17 protein-coding genes are annotated in these 19,606 nt (G+C 61.4%); all 17 read left to right on the top strand.

All coding sequences use genetic code 11. The features are described from left to right. Nucleotides 1-41 precede the first annotated feature (41 nt). Nucleotides 42-1,586: a 2,3-bisphosphoglycerate-independent phosphoglycerate mutase gene (gpmI, locus tag P8L30_03585; protein MDG2239259.1), complete on the top strand. Its 1,545-nt coding sequence runs from the start codon at nt 42-44 to the stop codon at nt 1,584-1,586. Beyond that, on the top strand, nt 1,583-2,431 hold the full coding sequence (locus P8L30_03580; GenBank protein MDG2239258.1) for a hypothetical protein: 849 nt from the start codon (nt 1,583-1,585) through the stop codon (nt 2,429-2,431). The genes gpmI and P8L30_03580 overlap by 4 nt, the downstream gene beginning before the upstream one ends. Before the next feature lie 63 nt (nt 2,432-2,494). After that, on the top strand, nt 2,495-3,772 hold the full coding sequence (locus tag P8L30_03575; GenBank protein ID MDG2239257.1) for a pitrilysin family protein: 1,278 nt from the start codon (nt 2,495-2,497) through the stop codon (nt 3,770-3,772). After that, nucleotides 3,769-5,121: a pitrilysin family protein gene (locus tag P8L30_03570; protein MDG2239256.1), complete on the top strand. Its 1,353-nt coding sequence runs from the start codon at nt 3,769-3,771 to the stop codon at nt 5,119-5,121. The genes P8L30_03575 and P8L30_03570 overlap by 4 nt, the downstream gene beginning before the upstream one ends. Before the next feature lie 25 nt (nt 5,122-5,146). Further along, entirely contained in the window at nt 5,147-5,731 is a 585-nt protein-coding gene (locus tag P8L30_03565) for an NUDIX hydrolase (GenBank protein ID MDG2239255.1), read from the top strand. A 187-nt stretch (nt 5,732-5,918) separates the two neighbouring features. Further along, the gene (locus P8L30_03560; GenBank protein MDG2239254.1) at nt 5,919-6,572 is read left to right on the top strand and encodes a sigma-70 family RNA polymerase sigma factor; all 654 of its coding nucleotides are present in this window, start codon (nt 5,919-5,921) and stop codon (nt 6,570-6,572) included. A 118-nt stretch (nt 6,573-6,690) separates the two neighbouring features. Beyond that, entirely contained in the window at nt 6,691-7,269 is a 579-nt protein-coding gene (locus P8L30_03555) for a zf-HC2 domain-containing protein (GenBank protein MDG2239253.1), read from the top strand. A 56-nt stretch (nt 7,270-7,325) separates the two neighbouring features. Then, the gene (gene holA, locus P8L30_03550; GenBank protein ID MDG2239252.1) at nt 7,326-8,327 is read left to right on the top strand and encodes a DNA polymerase III subunit delta; all 1,002 of its coding nucleotides are present in this window, start codon (nt 7,326-7,328) and stop codon (nt 8,325-8,327) included. Beyond that, nucleotides 8,324-9,169 (top strand): SPOR domain-containing protein, encoded by an 846-nt coding sequence (locus P8L30_03545; protein ID MDG2239251.1) that lies wholly within the window; start codon nt 8,324-8,326, stop codon nt 9,167-9,169. Before holA ends, P8L30_03545 begins: the two co-directional genes overlap by 4 nt. Continuing rightward, on the top strand, nt 9,170-9,733 hold the full coding sequence (locus P8L30_03540; protein ID MDG2239250.1) for a response regulator: 564 nt from the start codon (nt 9,170-9,172) through the stop codon (nt 9,731-9,733). Nucleotides 9,734-9,858: 125 nt separating this feature from the next. Then, on the top strand, nt 9,859-12,459 hold the full coding sequence (gene mutS / locus P8L30_03535) for a DNA mismatch repair protein MutS (protein ID MDG2239249.1): 2,601 nt from the start codon (nt 9,859-9,861) through the stop codon (nt 12,457-12,459). Next, a complete protein-coding gene (locus P8L30_03530; GenBank protein MDG2239248.1) occupies nt 12,456-12,863 on the top strand; it encodes an energy transducer TonB in 408 nt (135 codons plus the stop codon). Before mutS ends, P8L30_03530 begins: the two co-directional genes overlap by 4 nt. Nucleotides 12,864-12,895: 32 nt before the next feature. Then, nucleotides 12,896-14,281 carry a pyridoxal-phosphate dependent enzyme gene (locus P8L30_03525; protein ID MDG2239247.1) on the top strand — a complete coding sequence of 462 codons (1,386 nt, stop codon included), beginning with the start codon at nt 12,896-12,898 and terminating at the stop codon, nt 14,279-14,281. Next, nucleotides 14,278-15,294, top strand: a complete 1,017-nt coding sequence (locus P8L30_03520; GenBank protein MDG2239246.1) for a D-alanine--D-alanine ligase — start codon at nt 14,278-14,280, stop codon at nt 15,292-15,294. Before P8L30_03525 ends, P8L30_03520 begins: the two co-directional genes overlap by 4 nt. 146 nt (nt 15,295-15,440) lie before the next feature. Then, nucleotides 15,441-16,238, top strand: coding sequence for a rhomboid family intramembrane serine protease (locus tag P8L30_03515; protein ID MDG2239245.1), 798 nt, complete (start codon nt 15,441-15,443; stop codon nt 16,236-16,238). 77 nt (nt 16,239-16,315) lie between these two features. Continuing rightward, the gene (locus P8L30_03510; protein ID MDG2239244.1) at nt 16,316-18,601 is read left to right on the top strand and encodes a S46 family peptidase; all 2,286 of its coding nucleotides are present in this window, start codon (nt 16,316-16,318) and stop codon (nt 18,599-18,601) included. Nucleotides 18,602-18,667: 66 nt separating this feature from the next. After that, nucleotides 18,668-19,504 carry a DUF6159 family protein gene (locus P8L30_03505; protein MDG2239243.1) on the top strand — a complete coding sequence of 279 codons (837 nt, stop codon included), beginning with the start codon at nt 18,668-18,670 and terminating at the stop codon, nt 19,502-19,504. Nucleotides 19,505-19,606: the final 102 nt, after the last annotated feature.

The following is a 19,606-nucleotide window of genomic DNA, read 5'->3' as shown; positions in this document are numbered from 1 at the left end:
AGGCGAGACCCAACCGAATGCAAGCTGTTAAGATTCCCCGTATGAGAAACGTGCTGCTCGTGATCCTAGATGGCTGGGGCCACTCTGACTTCGGCGATCCACCAAACCACGCGAATGCGGTTGAACTCGCTGATGCGCCTCGGTTCCGGAAGCTGTTCGAGGAATTCTCTCGCACGCGGCTCGCGTGTTCGGGCCAGGACGTTGGTCTTCCGGACGGTCAGATGGGGAATTCTGAGGTCGGGCATCTCAACCTCGGGGCCGGGCGGATCGTGTATCAGGCCATCGCGCGTGTAGACGGGGCGGTGGAAGACGGATCGTTCGCGGACCGTCTGGAGCTCGATTCTTTGGTGGCTGGACTGCGAGAACGGGGCGGCACGCTACACGTGACGGGCCTCGTTTCGGATGGCGGCGTCCACAGTCACCTCCGGCACTTTCAGGCCCTCATGGACTTACTCCCTGAGGACCTTCCCGTCCGCCTTCACTGCATCACAGACGGGCGTGACACGTCTCCGACGGGTGGCTCAGGGTTTGTGGGTGCGCTCGAGGATTTGTGTGCCCAGAGTGAATCATGGGCCATCGCCTCGGTGATCGGGCGCTACTGGATTATGGACCGGGACAAACGCTGGGAACGGACAAAGCGTGGGTACGATCTGATCGTGAACGGTGTCGCCGAGACTTGGGCTGATTCAGTCGAGGTTCTGAACTCGAATTATGAAGCCGGGGTCACGGACGAGTTCATTGAGCCCACCGGCATCCGGGGCGTGGGAGAAGAGGGCGTCAGTGCCCAGGACACGGTCCTGCTTCTCAACTTCAGATCGGATCGCATGCGGCAGTTCGCGTCAGCGCTGAGTGTTTCCGACTTCGACGGATTCGCCCGGGGCGGTTCGATGCCCGCACAGGTCGTCACCCTCACCGAGTACATGGCGGGACTGCCGGTTCAGGTCGTGTTCCCACCCCTGCCCATCGAAGCCTGCTTGGCGGAAGTGCTTTCGGAGGCCGGCAAGAAGCAACTCAAGGTCGCGGAGACTGAGAAGTATGCGCACGTGACCTACTTCTTCAATGGCGGTGAAGAGACTCCGTACACCGGCGAGGACCGAGACCTGGTCCCTTCGCCGAAGGTCGCTACGTACGACCTCCAGCCTGAGATGAGTGCAGCGGGTGTAAGTGCAGCCGTTGCCCGAGGCATGAACAGCGATGACTACGACTTTATCCTCGTGAACTTTGCCAACCCGGACATGGTCGGTCACACCGGTTCGATCCCGGCGGCATCACAAGCGGTAGAGGCGGTGGACGAGCTGCTCGGGGGGCTGGTTGACCTCGTTCATGACAAGCCCGAATGGGTGGCGCTCGTAACGGCGGATCATGGCAACTGCGAGAAGATGCTGACCGAGGACGGAGCAGTGCACACTGCTCACACAACCGAGCCGGTAGACTTCATCGTCGTGGACCCACGAGACCCCAGGCGTGCTGTTCGCGCACAGGGGCGCCTTGCTGACGTCGCACCGACGGTGCTCGCCTTGATGGAGGTCCCACAACCGACCCAAATGACCGGCTCCAGCTTGGTCTCTGACGCGGAATCTGTATGAGCGTGATTGAACTCGAATCCCTCTTGGGACAAGCACTCACCTATGCGGACGACGGGGACTGGCAGTCGGCGATGGAGTTCCTCCGGCGCCATCTCGAGGACTTCGAACAAGAGCCGGCGGTGCACTGCGCCTTGGGTGTGGCCGAGCGCGAACTGGGTCACGAGGGCATCGCGTATGAGCTCTTCAAGAAGACACTCTCCCTAGAGCCGGACGATCCCTATGTGATGGCTACCGCAGGGAACGGCATCGCGGCCTTCGATGATCCGGATGCGATGGATGCGCTCAAGAACGCCGCGCTGCTGGCTCCCGACGTGCCAGTTACCCGCCTGCTCTATGGGGCCTATTTGGCGCGAGAGGGCTTTCACGAATGGGCCATCGAGCAGCTGGCGGCCGCGTGGGTCCTTGATGCGGAAGATCCCCAGATCGCGTATGAGCTGGGCGTGGCGCATGCTCTTTCCGGTGCAGTGGAAGCTGCGGTGGACGCATTGTCCGACTCGGTCCGACTCGATCCGGAGGACGGATGGACTCGCCTCGTGTTCGGCCTCTTGTTGTTGGAGGACGGACAGCCCGTGGAGGCGTCGGGGGAACTCACCGAGGGCGCACGCTTGCTGCCCGAGGACGTTGAGGCGCAGTTATTGGCCGCTCTGGCAGCAGCAGCAACCGGAGAAGAAGGAACTGCGTACGAGATGGTGGAGCGGGCTCGCATGCGGGCGGCAGAGGGTGACCTCGCGCTCGTGGCTTCGGTAGAAGAGCACGTGGATTCCGGAACTGAGGCTTCCGAGGCACTTCTGAAGGAAGACCTCGCGCCGGACTCGCTTCGCGCCCGATTACAGGAACGTCCCTGACGTTCCAACTGTCCTCCGCCCGCGATGGTCGGAGCGATCCAACTCGATCCTAAGGAACCTGGTGTGAGCCGACTTACCATCCCCATAGAGCGGCACAGGTTGGACAACGGACTGAAGGTCGTCCTTTCTCAGGATCGGACCGTGCCGGTTGTCGCCGTGAACCTCTGGTACGGCGTGGGCTCCCGGAACGAGACCGAGGGCAAGACCGGATTCGCTCACTTGTTCGAGCACATGATGTTTCAAGGCTCGCAGCACGTTTCAAAGAACGGGCACTTCGAGATGGTCGAGCGCGCCGGTGGTTCGCTGAATGGCAGCACGTGGTTCGACCGGACCAACTACTACGAGACGCTCCCGTCCCACGAACTGGAACTCGCCCTCTGGCTCGAGTCGGACCGGTTGGGCTTCATGCTTCCCGCGATGGATCAGGACAAGCTCGACAATCAGAAGGACGTGGTGAAGAACGAGAAGCGTCAGCGCTACGACAATCAGCCCTATGGGGACTGGGATGAGCGACTGCAGGCGTTGGTCTACCCGAAGGGGCACCCCTATCACCATCCGGTGATCGGATCCATGGAGGACATCGACGCGGCTACGCTCGAAGACGTCGCCTCCTTCTTCGAGACCTTCTACGTGCCCAACAATGCTGTCATCACCTTAGCTGGTGACTTTGACAGCGGGGAAGCACTTGGCCTCATCAATCAGTATTTCGCGGACATCCCGCGAGGTGCGGACGTACCCCCGCTCGCGAAAGACCCCACTGTGGCGCCGCTCATTGGGGAGACAGTTCGCCAGGTCGTGGTGAGTGATGTGCCTCTCCCCCGCGTCATCATGGCGTTCCGGATCCCGCCCTTTTCTTCGGATGACTTCGCCGTTGCCGAGGTCGCGCAGGCGCTACTCGGCCAGGGCAGGGCTGCCCGGTTGTACCGGCGCCTGGTTCGTGAGCGCAGAGTCGCTAAGAGCGTGGTGTCCTATGCGTTCCCGCTCTTGTCGGGAGCTTCGATGCTACTCGTGTGGGCCACGGGGTATCCCGGCATGGAGCATCAGGCCCTTGAGGCCGCGATCGCGGAGGAAGTCGAGGACCTCAGAAATGCTGAGACCGCTGAGGTCGAGCGGGCGATCGCACTGACCGAGACAGACTTGGTTCGGGGGCTAGAGCGTGTCTCGGAACGTGCGGACTTGTTGTCAGCGTTCGAGTTGCATTTCGATGACCCTGATCGCGTGAATCGAGAATTGGATCGTCTTAGGGCCGTGTCTGTTGATCAGATCCGTGCCTTTGCCGATTCACATCTGGGTCCGGATAATCGGGCCGTTTTGATCTATGACCCGAAGGAGTCGTCATGAGCCCCCTGGATAGGACGCTCCAGCCAGCCAGAGGTGCCATCCGGCATTTTGACTTCCCGGAAGTCGAGCGCCGGCCGCTCAGTCAGGGGTTGGATCTGAGGGTCGCCCGACTCTCCCGGTTACCGATGGTCAGCGTGAACCTCTTCTTTCGTGCCGGCGAGGCCGGACTATCTGACGAGTGGGCGGGGCTTGCTGTCCTGACAGGCGACGCACTAGAGGGTGGCACGAAGCGCCGCAGTGGGTCTGCGTTGGCTGAGGCGCTAGAGAGCATCGGTGCACGAACAGGGGTCACCACGGGGTGGGAGGGGACCAGCGTCGCGTTGTCCTGCCTCGCGGACCGTCTCGAGGAGGCCATGCCGCTTCTGATCGAGACGATGCGCGAGCCTGACTTTCCGGAAGACGAAGTCGATCGGGTCCGGGAGCAGCAACTGGCCGCCCTTCGCCAACGGAAGATGGATCCGGGTGCCCTGGCCTCAGACGAAGCGACTCGCCGTTACTTCGCCGCCGGCCAGCCCTACGCGCGTGGTCAGGGAGGGACTGAGGAATCGGTGGGTGCGGCCACCACCGATGCGATGAGAGGTTACGTCGAATCGAACTACCGGCCCGAGGGTGGCGGGCTCGTCGTAGTCGGCGACCTCGATCCCGATGAGGTAGAGGTTCTTGCCGAGCGTTATCTCAGCGAATGGAGAGGAGCGCCGCCTGCGGTCGTGGACTTCGACCCACGGCCTCCGAAGCAGGAGCGCGCCATTTTTGTCGTGGACCGGCCTGGCTCGGTCCAGTCTGAGATTCGGGTCGGCCATGTTGGGGCGTCACGGTCCACTCCGGACTACTTCGCGCTCTCGATCGGGAACATGCTGCTGGGGGGGACGTTCACGAGTCGGCTGAATCTCAACCTGCGCGAGAAGAACGGATTCACGTATGGGGTTCGGTCCAGCTTCGGATTCCGATCGCGGCCGGGTCCGTTCCAAGTCTCCACGGCCGTCGGGTCCGAGGTCACTGCTGATGCCGTCAGGGAGACCCTCTTCGAGATGCAGCATCTCGTGGAAGGGGGCGCGACGGAGGACGAGGTCGCCGCGGCCCGAGACTACTTGGCCGGGATCTTTGGCCTCCAACTCGAGACGGCCGGGCAGATCGGCTCGCGCCTGTCACAGATCTTGATGCATGGGTTGGATGACGATTACTACCACCGCTATCGCGACAACGTGCGAGGCGTGACGACGGAGCAGGTTTCTGCCGCGGTCCGCGCGCATATGCGCCCTGACGAAGTTCAGATCGTCGTCGTTGGCGATGCGGAGGCAGTCGTGGGCTCGCTCCAAGATTTGGGTGTCGGCTCCGTAACCGTCGTCTAGCTGCACATTTTTGTGGGAGACGTTGATGTCCATTGAGGATTCCGGCACCCGTGTCGGCATGATCGAGAGCAGGGTCGTTCACGAGGGTCCCCGGCTCAGGGTAAGCATGGATCGGGTGTGCTTTCCGGATGCCTCTGAGGGTGAGTTGGAGATGATCCGACACCCGGGGGCGGCCGCCATCTTGCCGATTCTGGACTCGGTGGAGGATAAGGACCCCGAGGTCGTACTGATTCGGCAATACCGGTATGCAACCGACGGATACATCTACGAGGTCCCCGCCGGCGTCCCAGACTACGAGGGGGAGCCTTGGGAAGCGTGTGCACACCGAGAACTCGAAGAAGAGACCGGATACCGAGCGGGCACGCTCATCCCTCTCACGCCCATCTACACCACGCCGGGCTTTACCGATGAGATCATCCACCTCTACGCGGCAACCGATTTGACCGCAGGTGAAGTCAACCTAGACGTGGACGAGTTCGTCGAGGTGTGCCGGTTCCGCTTCTCAGAAGTCCTGGAAATGGTACGCACCAGTGAGATCGTCGACTGCAAGAGCATTGCTACGATCCTGTATGCGGCGCAGTTCGTAATCGGGAAGCCTCAGACGACGTAGGCTTAAGAGGCCCCAGGCGGGTGTGTCACCTTTCCGCCGAACGATGCGTCACAAGAAGTGGACGGAGGGGAGCCGAGGCCTGATAAACCACGCGGTTTCAGGTCTGGCATGGTGCCTGCACCATAGGGGACGGTGCGGGTTGCGTTCCTGCCAGTGTGGCGGGACAACCGCGAACGTGGAGGCGGATGTGGCCAGGGCAAAAAAGAAGAAAGTCATCGAGATTCGTCGGGGAACGGGCGAGGCACGCGAACATCGACTGATGCTCCGGGACCTCTCGGACTCTGACGTCGTGCAAGCTTCGCTAGACGGTGACTCACGGGCGTTCGGGGAACTCACTCGGCGCTACGATCAGCGCCTTCTGAATTTCGTCTACCGGACGATTGGTGATCGCGAACGCGGTCAGGACCTGGTCCAAGAGACGTTCGTCAGGGTCTACCGACATCTCCATCGCTTCGAGCAGGCCAAGAAGTTCTCGACATGGATCTATACCATCGCGAGCAACCTGGCCAAGAACGAACTGCGGAATCGGTCGCGGAATCCTCTGGTACTGTTTCAGACCATCAAAAAGAACTGGGACGCCGACCACAGGCCGCTGGAATGGGAAGACACGCAGTACAAGCCGGATGATCTTTATCGCAAGCGGCATCTCCGTGCGAAGGTCGAGGAAGCGGTGAAACAGCTTCCCGAGGATCACCGCATCGTGTTCGTGCTGCGTGAGATGGAAGGCAAGACGTACGAAGAAATCGCGGACATCACCGGGTGCAACTTGGGCACGGTGAAGAGTCGGCTGAACCGGGCACGCAACAACTTTGCACAGATTGTCGCCCCAATGATCGACTGAGTTGGCGTCGCCCCGAAGCGCTGGGGGAGAGGGATGGGTGGAGGCCCCGCCGGGTACGCTCGGCGGGGCCTACGTGTATGCATGGAACCCGCCTGCTCTGTCCGAAGTATGAAGTCCCATGAACTGCTCTAGGTATGTAGCTGACTTTTCCATTTTTCTCGACGGGAATGCGCCCGAGGACGAGCTTCGAGATTTCGAAGCTCACCTCGCCGAGTGTGATGCGTGTCGTCGGTATCGTCAGGTTGTCGAGCAGGGCTCAGAGGTACTGAGGGCTCTTCCATGGCCCGAACTGACTGAAGATTTCGGTCCGCGACTGCAACACCGCTTGTACCATGTGGACGACTCCTTGGCACTCGCGCACGGTGCATCGGCTACGTCCGCGATGACGGTTGTGGGGATGGCACTTCTTCTCACCGCGATCGCCTGGTCGCCCACACTGTGGCCGAACGCCCCGCAGATCTCCTTGGAGCCCATTGTCGTGGACCAGGCGCCGCGTCGTACGTCACGCACGCTTCCTGTTCGGCCCGCCATGGCGATGCCTGGTGAGTTCTCTCAGCGTCCACGTGAGCCGCTCCCGGACTTGGAGGGCGGGCTGTGGGACGATGCCCAGGCGCTCATGTACGAGTATTCACCGCTCTCCCAGCGGTATCGCCAACGGGCGTCGGTTCGCCGCACCGGACTGGAGCGAGACCGTTAGCCACTCATGGGCGGCTGGGAGTTTCGCTTGAAACCGGAACCCCCGACATTCTTAGTGTGACCGATTCCGTACTTCCCTCCGCTCTCGCCCGCGCTCGCGGCGGCGCGTTCTACCTGCATGGTGACGACCTCTTTCGAAAAGAGGAAGCCGTGCGGGCGTTGATCGCCAATCATCTGGACCCCGCGACGAAGGACTTCAACCTCGACCCGCTCCGAGGGACTGATGTCGATGCGGAGACGCTGGCGTCCGTGCTGGCGACGCCTCCTATGATGGCCGAGTGGCGCTGTGTCGTGCTACGGGAAGTCGAGGGACTCGCTTCTGGGAAGCACGCGCGAGAAGCCTTGATGAAGGTGGTCGCCTCCCCTCCGCCCGGACTCGCTCTCATCATGAGCGGGACCGTCCCCCAAGGTTCCCGTGCGAAGTTTTACAAGGAGCTGGCAAGAACAGCCCAGTCCTTGGAATTCCCGGAGTTCAGTGAAGCGGATGTTCCAGGGTGGATTATGGACCGCGCGCGGGAGGTGCATTCCGTCGAGTTCGAGATTGCTGCCGCGCAAGCACTGGGAGCTGCCATAGGCACCAACTTGGGCGTCCTCTCTCAGGAACTGGAGAAGTTGGCAGGATTCGTAGGTGACGCTGCGGTCGTTACAGTCGCCGACGTGGAGGCCGCGGGGACGAAGCTCCCCACTCAGGACCGATGGCGTTGGTTCGACATGGTAGGAGATCGGAAATTCAGGGACGCCGTCGAAGGCCTTGGGATCCTTATGGGGCAGGGGGAGTCGGGCGTTAGCCTGGTCATTGGTCTCAGCACGCAGTTCCTGCGTCTCGGAGTAGCTTCCGAAGGGGGTTCGCGCGAGCTAGAAGGTGTCCTGCCACCCCACCAGAAGTGGCTCGCGAAGAGGATCGGGTCTCAGGCCAAGCGATGGCCGCGGCGTGAGCTGGAAGCAGCGCTGGATGGGCTTCTTCGGGCGGATCGGCTTCTGAAGGCGAGCCCTCACACAGACCATCACTTCGTAGAGGAGTGGCTTCTCGCCCTCATGGCCCGAGCTGAATTGGCATGAGACACCACGTCTATCGCACGCTGTTTTTGGCAGTGGCGCTCGTCACCCTCCCTATCTCCGTTCGAGGCCAGGCGGAGCTCGATGAGGTCGAGCAGCTCGTAGCGGCGGGTCGCGCCGATGAGGCCCGAGACATGTTGATTGAGTGGTGGGAGGTCGAGAGAGACGATGCGTCCCGGATCGACCTTCAACGTGGTCTGTGGCTTCGTGGGTGCCTTACCGTGGAGCCGAACCAAGCCTCCCGAGATTTCAGGCGCCTGGTCGTCGAATATCCAGGGGGTGCGTATACGGACGCCGCACTCTTCCGGCTCACTCAGGGAGCGCACGCCGTGGGGGACGAAGAGCGTGCCCGCGGCTACATGGCTTCGCTGGTCCGGGACTTTCCGAACTCGGTCGTACGTCGTGAGGCCGAGGCGTGGCTGGTCGGGGCGGGCCCACTGCCGGCTCCTGCGACACGCGGCGAAACGAGGGCCATTAAGGTTGAAGTGGCGGCGGGCGCCGAAGCTCGGGCGACTCAGCCCCCCGTGGAAGAAGTCGAAAGAGATACCGTTCAAGCGTCCCCGGAGCGTCCGACACGAGTGGACCCTCCGAGGACTGCGGGCCGATATTCTGTGCAACTGGGCGCCTTTTCGGGTGTCGAGCGCGCAGAGAGTCTCCGGAAGCGCGCCAAGGACACCGGATTGGATGTCCGGATTGTTAAGGTGCAGGGTAGTCGCTTGCTTCACGTGCGTGTTGGTAGGTTTGATTCGTCGGGAGAAGCGAGTGTCTTTTCCCGAAGCTTGACTGATCTAGGATTTACTGCGGCGGTCGTTCGTGACGCCGACAAAGAGGAGTATGCACGTTAAATGAGCCGACGACGCGTGCGCGAGCAATGGAACGTTCTCCTTGCCGAGGACAACGATGACCACGCCCTACTTATCCAGATGGCGCTTGAAAGAGCGACCCGCATTCCCGTTGAGGTCCACAGGGCCCGCAACGGTGATGAGGCGATCGTCATGGTTGAGGATCTCGTCCCGGATCTCATTCTCCTCGATCTCAAGATGCCCGGTCGGAACGGACATGAAGTTCTGGAGGCCATCAAGGGTGACGATGAGTTTCGGAAGATCCCGGTCGCCGTGCTCACGTCCTCAGATCGGGACGACGACGTGGCGCAGAGTTATGGGCTCGGCGGGAACCACTTCATCACGAAACCGGAGAATCCGGCGGAGCTCGAGCAGCGATTCCGCTCGCTCCTGAAGAACGTGGAAGAGCTTTCATCGATTCGTCGCGGCAGTGGTGACCTCGAAGCGACCGCAGCCAGTGCGATCAACGCGGGCAGTAGGGCCGCCCGGCAGTTCTTCCTTTGGGTCGCGCTCGCGGCTGTAGCGGTCTTCTTGGTGGTCTTCGCGTACTCGCTCGGCGTCATCTAGAAGGCAGCGTTTTATCTAACTCGGCAGTAGGTGCGAGGCAGGGCGATCCGCTAGGGATGTGACCCGATGGGTTGAGCCGAACGCTCGCCTGTCTACCTTGTCGGATGGCCGGCGACGACACACCCATGATGCAACAGTGGCGGGACGCGAAATCCCGTCACCGTGACTCCCTTCTCTTCTTCCGTGTGGGCGACTTTTACGAGCTCTTTCACGGCGATGCGGAGGAGGGTGCGCGTCTTCTTGGGTTGACGCTCACTTCGCGTAACAACGGCGCGGCGGCTCGGGTTCCGCTGGCAGGAGTTCCGGCCAAGGCGCTCGACGACTATCTGGCGCGCCTGGTCCGGCTTGGGAAACGAGTCGCGATTTGCGACCAGGTCGAAGACCCAGCTCTCGCGAAGGGAGTCGTAAAACGTGAGGTGACCGAGACGGTCACGCCGGGCACGGTGCTGGCAGACAGCCTCCTGACCTCCCGTCGCAACAATTATTTGGTTTCCATCGTGCGCGGCCCAGGCGAGTCGTTCGCCCTCTGCGCGCTCGACGTTTCCACAGGGGAGATCAGCGCCCAAGCCGTGCCAGCGAGTGAGTTGCGCGCTGAGCTAGGCCGACTCGAGCCCTCGGAGCTCTTGTTCCCACGCTCCCTAGAGGACGCGCCGGACCTGGGGGGAATCGTTCCGGATAGTGTCATCCCGCGGACGTACCGGGACGACTGGATGTTCGAACTGGACATTTCAGAGGACGCACTGCTCAGGGCGTACTCTCTCCAAGCCCTGGACGGCCTCGGCGTTCAGGCGAGTGACACAGCGTTGGTCCGAGCCGCGGGATCGTTGGTCCAGTATCTGAGTGAGATCCGCCCGGCGGGTGTGACCCATCTAAAACCGCTGCGCCTCCGTCGCCCCGGCCGGATCATGCTTCTGGACGAGATGACGCGGAGAAACCTCGAGCTGATCGAACCGCTGCGGACGGGCGAGGAAGGTGGGACGCTCCTGGACGTCTTGGACCGGACGGTCACCGCCATGGGTGGACGTCGGCTGCGTCGGTGGATCCTGGAGCCCCTGGTCGTTGCTGAGGAGATTTGGCCTCGGCAAGAAGCCGTGCGAGAGCTCGTCGAGCGGGCGGACACGCGTGAGGGCGTGCGTGACGCGTTAGCCGGGGTAACGGATCTCGAGCGGTTGGCTGGGAAGATCGGGACGGGACGGGTGACTCCGCGCGATCTGCTCGGGTTACGTCGCTCTCTCTCCAAGCTTCCTGCGGTCCGCCAGGCCGGGGCCGATCTCGCGTCTGATCTGGTCCGGAGCCTGACGGATGACTTGGACTGCATGGAGGATGTGCTCGAGAGCCTAGACCGAGCGATTGCAGACGATGCCCCGGCCACCCTGTCGGAAGGGGGAGTAATCCAGAGTGGGTGGTCCGAAGAGCTGGACGATCTCCGCTCGGTGCGGGACGGCGCGCGCGACTTCATCGCGAGCCTCCAGACCCGGGAGCGGGAACGGACGGGCGTCACGTCGCTCAAGGTCGGGTTCAACAGAGTGTTCGGGTACTACCTCGAGGTCACCAAGGCGAACGTCGACAAGGTCCCGGACGACTTCGTTCGTAAGCAGACGCTGACTAATGCCGAGCGCTACTTCACTCCCGAACTCAAGGAGTGGGAAGAGAAGGTGTTTGGTGCGGAGGACCGTATTGCACAGCTCGAGAGTGAGTTGTTCGCGGATATCCGTTCAGGGGTATCCGGCGAGGTGACTCGGCTGCAGGACGGTGCGGGTCGAATCGCCGACTTGGATGTGCTTGCCACCTTCGCGGAAGTGGCTGTGGCGCAGGGGTATGTCCGTCCCGAGGTCCATACTGACTTCGACATGGAAGTGCTGGGCTCTCGTCACCCTGTGGTTGAGACGATGATGCCGCGTGAGGAGTTCATCCCCAACGATCTCGTCTTGAACGATGACGGGTGGATCGTAGTGCTGACCGGGCCGAACATGGCCGGTAAGAGTACGGTGTTGCGCCAGATCGGCCTGATCCAGCTCTTAGCACAGATCGGTTCTTTTGTACCTGCGGACTCGGCTCGTTTGCCGGTGGCAGACCGGATCTTCACTCGGGTCGGCGCCTCGGACAATCTGGCCCGTGGGCAGTCCACGTTCATGGTCGAGATGAGCGAAACCGCCGCGATCGTGCACGGTGCGACGAACCGCAGCCTCGTTCTCTTAGATGAAATCGGGCGAGGCACGTCCACCTACGACGGCGTCTCCATCGCCTGGTCTGTGACGGAGTATCTGCACGAGCAGATCGGCTCGAAAACGATCTTCGCGACGCACTACCATGAACTCACCCAGCTGGGGGATCTCCTGGACGGGGTGAAGAACATGAATGTGTCGGTGCGCGAAGTCGGCGACGACATCGTTTTCCTTCGACGGCTCATGGACGGGGGAGCAGATCGCTCCTACGGAATCCAGGTCGCTCGTCTTGCCGGACTTCCCGACGCCGTTGTGGCGCGCGCTCGGGAACTTCTGGCCGAGTTGGAGGGAACACATAGCGGTGGTGGAGAAGGCCTCGGACGGCATGGCGCGCATCGTCCACGCTCGGGGGCCCCGCCCGACCAGATGTCCATGTTTCACGTCGAGCATCCTTTGGTGGGTCGTCTGCGCGCGCTGGATCCAGACGGCTTGTCCCCCAAGGAGGCTCACGAACTCCTCTACGAGCTGAGGAAGGCCGCAAAAGGCCGCGGAGAAGAGTGAAGGCAGCCGAATTTGAAGGGGTGAAGCGACTGCGCGTCTGGACGGGAGGTCTACTCCTGACCGCGCTCGCATGTGGGGGTGAGGGTGAGATTGAGCAGCCGACGCCGCTCTATGGTGACATCCCGATCGAGTACCCGCTCCAGCTGTGGGACCAGGACATGGAGGGCGAGACCCTCCTTCGAGTTCGAGTCTCTGACGTCGGAGGAGTCGACTCGGTTGAGATCGCTGAGTCGTCCGGATACGCCGCGTTCGATTCAGCTGCGGTAGAGGGGGCGCGCGACCTTCGGTTCGAACCGGCTCGTAGAAACGGCAAACGCATCGAGGTGTGGGCGACAGTTCCAGTACATTTCTCTAAGCGGCCGCGTCCTGACACGGCCCGGATCTTGCCCATCACAGCTTCATAACCGACCGTCACCAATTACTCGCCGGAGCGAGGATGACACAGCGCCACGCGCAGCCCTACGACAGCGTTCTCGATCTCATCGGTTGGACCCCAATGGTGCGCTTGACGTCGGTCACCGACGGAAGCAGGACGCCGGTCTATGTGAAGTGCGAGTTCATGAACCCCGGTGGGTCGATCAAGGACAGAATTGGCCTCGCCATGGTGGAGGCTGCGGAGCGTGACGGGAGCCTTAAGCCAGGCGGCACCATCGTCGAGGCCACCGGTGGCAATACCGGTCTCGCCCTCGCCATGGCCGCCTCGCTGAAGGGATACCGTTGCATCTGCACGATGCCCGACAAGATGAGCACCGAGAAGGTGAAGCTCCTGCGCGCGTTTGGGGCCGAAGTCATCATCACGCCGACTGCTGTGGGGCCCGATCATCCCGACCACTACTTGAACCGGGCCCGCACCATCACAGCCGAAACTCCTGGCGCCGTGATGGCGGACCAGTTCTACAACCGGGCCAATCCCGACGCGCATCACGACACGACGGGTCGAGAAATTTGGGAACAGAGCGGAGGGCGCGTCACGCACTTCGTCGCTTCGGCGGGTACTGGCGGCACGATTACGGGGGTCGGACGCTACCTGAAGTCGAAAAATCCAGATGTGAAGATCATCGGGATCGATCCGGACGGCTCCATAATTTCGCCGTATTTTAATACCGGCGAAAAGGTCGAGGGGCAGCCGTACAAGGTGGAGGGAATCGGTAACGACAAGATTCCCGGAACGCTCGACCTCGAGGTGGTCGACGAATTCCGGCCCATGGGTGACGGAGCAGCTTTCAGGATGGCTCGGCGATTGACCCGCGAGGAGGGGCTCTTCGCAGGGGGCTCTGCGGGCTTGCTCGTTCAGGGGGCCCTAGACGTCGCGAAAGAGATCGACGATCCGGACGCTTTTGTGGTCTCGCTCGTTTGTGACTGGGGCGAGCGGTACCTGAGCAAGGTCTACGACGACGACTGGATGCGGGAGAACAGTTTCCTGGAACGGACCAAGCGCTCGAGCGCGAAGGACCTTGTCGCGGCCAAGTCCGATGGTGGAGGAAGTCTCATCACGGTGGAGCCGACCACCCCGGTGAGAATCGCGCTGTCGACGATCACTGCACACGATATCGGGCAGCTTCCCGTCGTGTTGAACGGCTCTTGTGTGGGCGCAGTCACTGAGAATCGCCTCATGGCGCAGATCATCGAAGACCCCACACTGTTGGACAAACCGGTCGAGGCCGTGATGGGGGCTCCGTTCCCCGTCGTGGACGGCGGGTTGGATTCGGAAGAAGTGCGCCAACTCCTCACGCGCGGAAACGCAGCGTGCCTCGTTACAGAGGATGGCGCCTTGAGTGGCATCATCACTCGGTACGATGTCGTGCGAGCTTTGACTGCATGAGAATTGCCGTCCTGATGGGTGGCACCTCTGACGAGCGTGACGTTTCGCTCTCGTCTGGGGCGCAAGTAGCGTCGGCGCTCCGGGCGTGTGGGCATGACGTTATCGCCGTAGACACGGTATACGGTGTTCTCGGGGTGGAAGAAGAGGTGCAGCTTCTCTCGGGTGGTGTCCGCCCGGCTCCACCTGAAGCCGCAGAGTTGGCCTCTCTCGACGCGAGTCACACGGTTGCACTGACTCGCGACCCCGCGCTCGGTGACATCGACGTCTTCTTTCTGGCCCTACACGGGGGATCAGGTGAGGACGGCACGATCCAGGCGCTGTTGGACGTGGCTGATGTGACCTACACCGGCAGCGATCGACTCGGATGTTCGCTCGCCATGGACAAAGAAGTTACGAAGCGACTTCTGCGTGATGCGGGCGTCCCTACACCGGACTGGATGGTCGGGACTCCTACGGTCGATGAGGTCGTGGATGGACTTGGACTTCCGGTGATCGTGAAGGCATCGGGTGGCGGGTCGTCTCTGCGCTTGATACTCGCTCACGACCGTGCTGAGTTGGCGGCGGCCATTGAGGAGAGCCGGGACTGGGGCGATGTCGTGCTCTTCGAGCGCTACCACGCTGGACGGGAACTCACGGTCGGTGTCGTCGGAGACGAAACTCTGCCAGCAGGCGAGATCATTCCCGAGCATGAGATCTTCGACTATGAATGCAAGTATCAGCCTGGATTGGCGCAGGAAATTTTTCCGGCGGACATTCCGGAAGAACTAGCAGGAGTCCTTCGGAGCCTCGCGCTGAGAGTCCACCGCGCGCTCCGAATGAGGGACTATTCTAGAGTCGACTTTATTGTCGACGATGACGGCCAGCCCTGGTGTCTTGAGGCCAATGCGCTGCCGGGGATGACGGCGAATAGCCTTCTCCCGAAGGGGGCACGGGCGGGTGGTACCGGCTTCGAAGACTTGTGCGACCAGATCGTGTCGCTCGCGGCGGCAAGAAGCAGCACCCATTCTTCTTAGGGAATGGTAGAGCGGCACGGCTCCTGCGTATTCAGGAACCGGGGTCAGTCGAAGGTGTTTCTTAGGTCCCGGTTGTATCGAGGTTCTCACGAGGCGAAATGGCGTATTCATCCAGAAGCTATGGTTTCAGCTTTACGCTGACCTCGATGGTCAAGCGTCTGATGATCGCCAACGTGGTGGTCTTCGCCGTGACCTCGGTTGGACCTCAAGCCTTCTTGTTCGACTGGTTCGCGTTCCAGCCCCAGGAGATCTTCTTCCGGCCTTGGGGCGCGATCACCTACATGTTCTTGCACGGCGATTTGATGCATCTCGCCGTGAACATGCTGGTCCTCTTCTTTTTCGGCCCGCCGCTCGAGGGGAAGTGGGGAGAGCGCGAGTTCTTGCGCTTCTTCATCGTGTGTGGACTCGGCGGCGCGGCGCTCAGCTACGTCTTCATGTTCTCATCCGCGCCGATCCAGATCGTGGGTGCCTCAGGGGCCGGGTATGGCATCATGCTCGGGTTCGCCATGAGTTGGCCGGACGCCCCGATCTACATTTGGGGCATCTTCCCGGTGAAGGCGAAGTACCTGGTGGGCTTCTTCTTCGTCCTGAGCGCCATGAGTGCAGTACAAGGGACCGGTGGAGGCGTGGCCCATTTCGCGCATCTGGGTGGTCTGTTGGCGGGCTTCGGTTACCTGAAGTCGGACTGGCGGCCAAAGCAGGGCCTCGGCAATCTTAAAAAGGCCGTGACCCGCTCGCGCCGCCTTGCCATAGTGCCGGGCGACGAGGGGAGAGGTGAAGAGCCCGCTGTGGGCACCTCCGCGCGTTCCCACGACGAGAATCCGGCCTTGTACGACAAGGTCGATGTCGTTCTCGACAAGATCTCTGCCCAGGGCATGTCTTCGCTGACATCTGAGGAACTGAAACTCCTGGATGAGGTTTCAAAGAAGCACCGGACGAACTAGCTGGGACGCGGGGTTTTCCGTTGGGGTGCGCTGGTCTAGAGTCTACGCTTCATCCCTTACCATTCCTGTGAGATCTGATGTCTGAGCCGAGACGTTCCTTTGGTGTGCTGGTCCTCGGGTTGCTCGTGTCTGCCTGCGGTGGATCAGCCCCGCTCCCGCCGCCTCCCATTCCTAGCGCGAATCAGCCGGCGGAGACCGCGACGGACACGTCGCCTCGGCCGGATATCGGCGACATGGAAATCGTCCAGATGGACGCTCCTGAGGCTCAAACACCGTTTGTGTTCGGAGTCGATCTTGACACGGTTCAGGCCGGTGAGTTCGATCAGGGCAAAATGTGGACGTTCGAGTTCCCGCCTGCTGACTACATCGAGGCTACCTACGGCTTCCGGCCCGATGAGGCTTGGTTCGAGCGGGCTCGCCTGGGCGCTCTACGCATTCCGAACTGCTCGGCCTCGTTCGTATCTCCGAACGGCTTGGTGATGACGAACCACCACTGTGCCCGTGAATTCGTGTCGCAGGTGTCCGGCGAGGGCGAATCGTTGCTCGATGATGGTTTCGTCGCCACGGATCTCGCGGATGAACGTCCGGTTGAGGACTTCGAGGCAGACCAGTTGGTCGACATCGTGGACGTTACCGAAGAAGTGAATCTCGTCCTCGACCCAATGGAGTCGGCGGCACGGGCGGAGGCACGTGAGGACCTGCTCGAGGGGATTCGCGAGCGCATCCTCGAGGAGTGGGGCGGCGAAGACGGCGGCCACGAGGTCGAGATGATCTCGCTGTACAATGGAGGACGGACCTCAGCCTACGTGTTTCGGCGATACACACAGGTGAAGCTGGTCATGGCTCCCGAGGTGCAGATCGGCTTCTTCGGTGGGGATCCCGACAACTTCACATACCCGCGGTACAATCTCGATTTCTCGTTCTTCCGCGTGTATGACGATGACGGGAACCCGCTCCAGAGTGACAACCACTTCCGCTTCGACACGGACGGGTTGGAAGAGGGCGAGCCGATCTTCATTGTCGGTAATCCGGGCTCGACCCATCGGCTCCAGACGGTTGCTGAGCTTGAGTATCGCCGGGACGTCGGGGACCGATACTTACTGGACATGTTCCGCTCGCGTATGCAGGTACTGGAAGCATACATCGACGCGAATCCCGAGGTGTCCGAGGAATTGGACCTCCGGAATCAATACTTCAGCCTGAGCAATTCGGAAAAGGCTTATGAAGGTCAGATCCGGGGGCTCGAAGACCCCATAATCATTGCTCGACGCATGGACACCGAGTCGGATTTCCAGACTGCGCTCGAAGCAGACCCGGAGCTGGACTCACGTTATGGTGCCCTCATCGAGCGTATGGCGTCGCTTCAAGACATCAAACGAGACGGTGCTGCGGTGACGGGCGCGTTCTCCGCGTTTGGAAATCCGTTTATTGATGGGTCGACGATCATTCGCGGCTTTTTCGCCCTTCAGGTCATCGCGATGCGGCAGGGAGGGGCTCCCGCCGAGGACATCGACGGCATGATGGACGTCGTTCGGGAGACGCCCAACATGCCAGCGGACCTGGACGCGCTGCTGATTGCGGACCGCTTTCAGGAGATGTTGGACTTCTTGGGGCCCGACCATCAGGCGGTGACTCAGTTGCTGCAGGGTAGATCTCCGCTCGCGACGGCCCAGGGCATCGTTGCGGCGTCGGCACTCACAGATTCGGCTACCGCCGTCGCAGGTCTGGAGGCGGGTTCAGTTTCCCCCGGTGATGCTGCAGTGCAGGCCGTGGTCGCGTTCCTGCCGGCGTTCCTGGAGCTGAACACCCTCTTTGTGGAAGTGGGGGGCCAAGAGACCGAGATCGCTGCGGAACTCGGCCGCGCTCGTTTTGAAGTGTACGGCACGGACGTTCCACCCGATGCCACGTTCTCTCTCCGCATCGCCGACGGCGTTGTGGCCGGGTACGAATACAACGGCACTGTTGCACCCGCGTTCACCACGTTCTACGGGCTCTACGACCGGCACTATTCCCATGCCGGTATGGAAGACTGGGCGCTCCCGGATCGCTGGGCCAACCCTCCAGAGACGCTGGATCTCTCGACACCCATGAACTTCGTCTCGACGGCGGATATCATCGGAGGAAACTCTGGGTCTCCCGTACTGGATCGAGACCTCGAAGTGGTGGGTGTGGTGTTCGACGGCAACATCGAGAGCCTTCCTGGGGACTACATCTACCTCCCGACCTTGAATCGATCTGTGACCGTGGACGTTCGGGCGATTCTCGAAGCGCTCGATGAGATCTACGACACGGATCGGCTGGTACTGGAGCTGACCAGTGGTGATCTGGCTACGACGGAGGCGCAAGCCGACGGGCGTCGCTGAAGAACCTTGCGGCGTGGGGCGTAGCGTGGTTGTACGTTGCGGGGGAATTAAGCGTTAGGAGGTCGTATGGCCGGCAGTTTCTCGAATAGTTTTGCCCTGGTGAAGGCGAGCGCAAACGTATTGAGGCTCGACAAAGAGCTCTTGGTCTTTCCGCTCATGTCAGGCATCGCCACGGTATTGGTTACCGCGAGCTTTATCGCGCCGCTCGCGGTGACAGGTGGCTGGGAGATCTTCGCCGAGGACGGCGGCTACGTCAGCTACGTCCTCGGATTCTTGTTCTACTTGGTCCAGTACACGGTGATCTTCTTTTTCAACTCGGCGCTTGTGGGCGCCGCTTTGATCCGGCTCGATGGAGGTGATCCGACCATCAGCGATGGTCTCGCGATCGCCTCGAAGCGCATGAGCACCATCGTTGGCTATGCGATGATCGCCGCAACGGTAGGCATGGTGCTTCGTTTCATTTCTGAGCGATCCGGCTTCCTCGGACGTCTCGCAGCCGGCTTCTTGGGCATGGCGTGGACGCTGACCACGTACCTGACTGTCCCGGTCTTGGTGACCAAGAATGTGGGCCCCATCGATGCGGTTAAAGAGAGTGCTGCTCTCTTCAAAGCGACGTGGGGCGAACAAGTGGTGGGCAACTTCGGCCTGGGTTGGGCTGTAACGCTGATGGGGCTCTCCTGGGCTGCCGTTTCTGCAGTGCTGATTACCGTTGCCGCACAGCTCGGTGCCGCGCCAGTCATGGCGATGGTCGGTGTGGCTGTGCTTGGATTCGTGCTCTTGGCTCTCTTCTTTTCGGCGTTGAAGGGGGTCTATACGGCGGCGCTATATCGATACGCGACCACCGGAGAAGTCGGGTATTTCGACCCCGACATTATGGGTAACGCCTTCCGTCCCAAGGGGTGATTTGCCGCCTTGCCGTGTGGGGTAGCCAGTTCTACAATCAAGTTCCCAAGCGAGTTGAATCGGGGCTCTCGGCCATTCGGCAGAGGGCCTCGAGTCATCGAA

It is taken from the genome of Longimicrobiales bacterium, assembly GCA_029245345.1.
In the GTDB taxonomy this organism is placed as follows: domain Bacteria; phylum Gemmatimonadota; class Gemmatimonadetes; order Longimicrobiales; family Gaopeijiaceae; genus CALFPJ01.
This window is presented reverse-complemented; position numbering and strand designations above follow the sequence as displayed.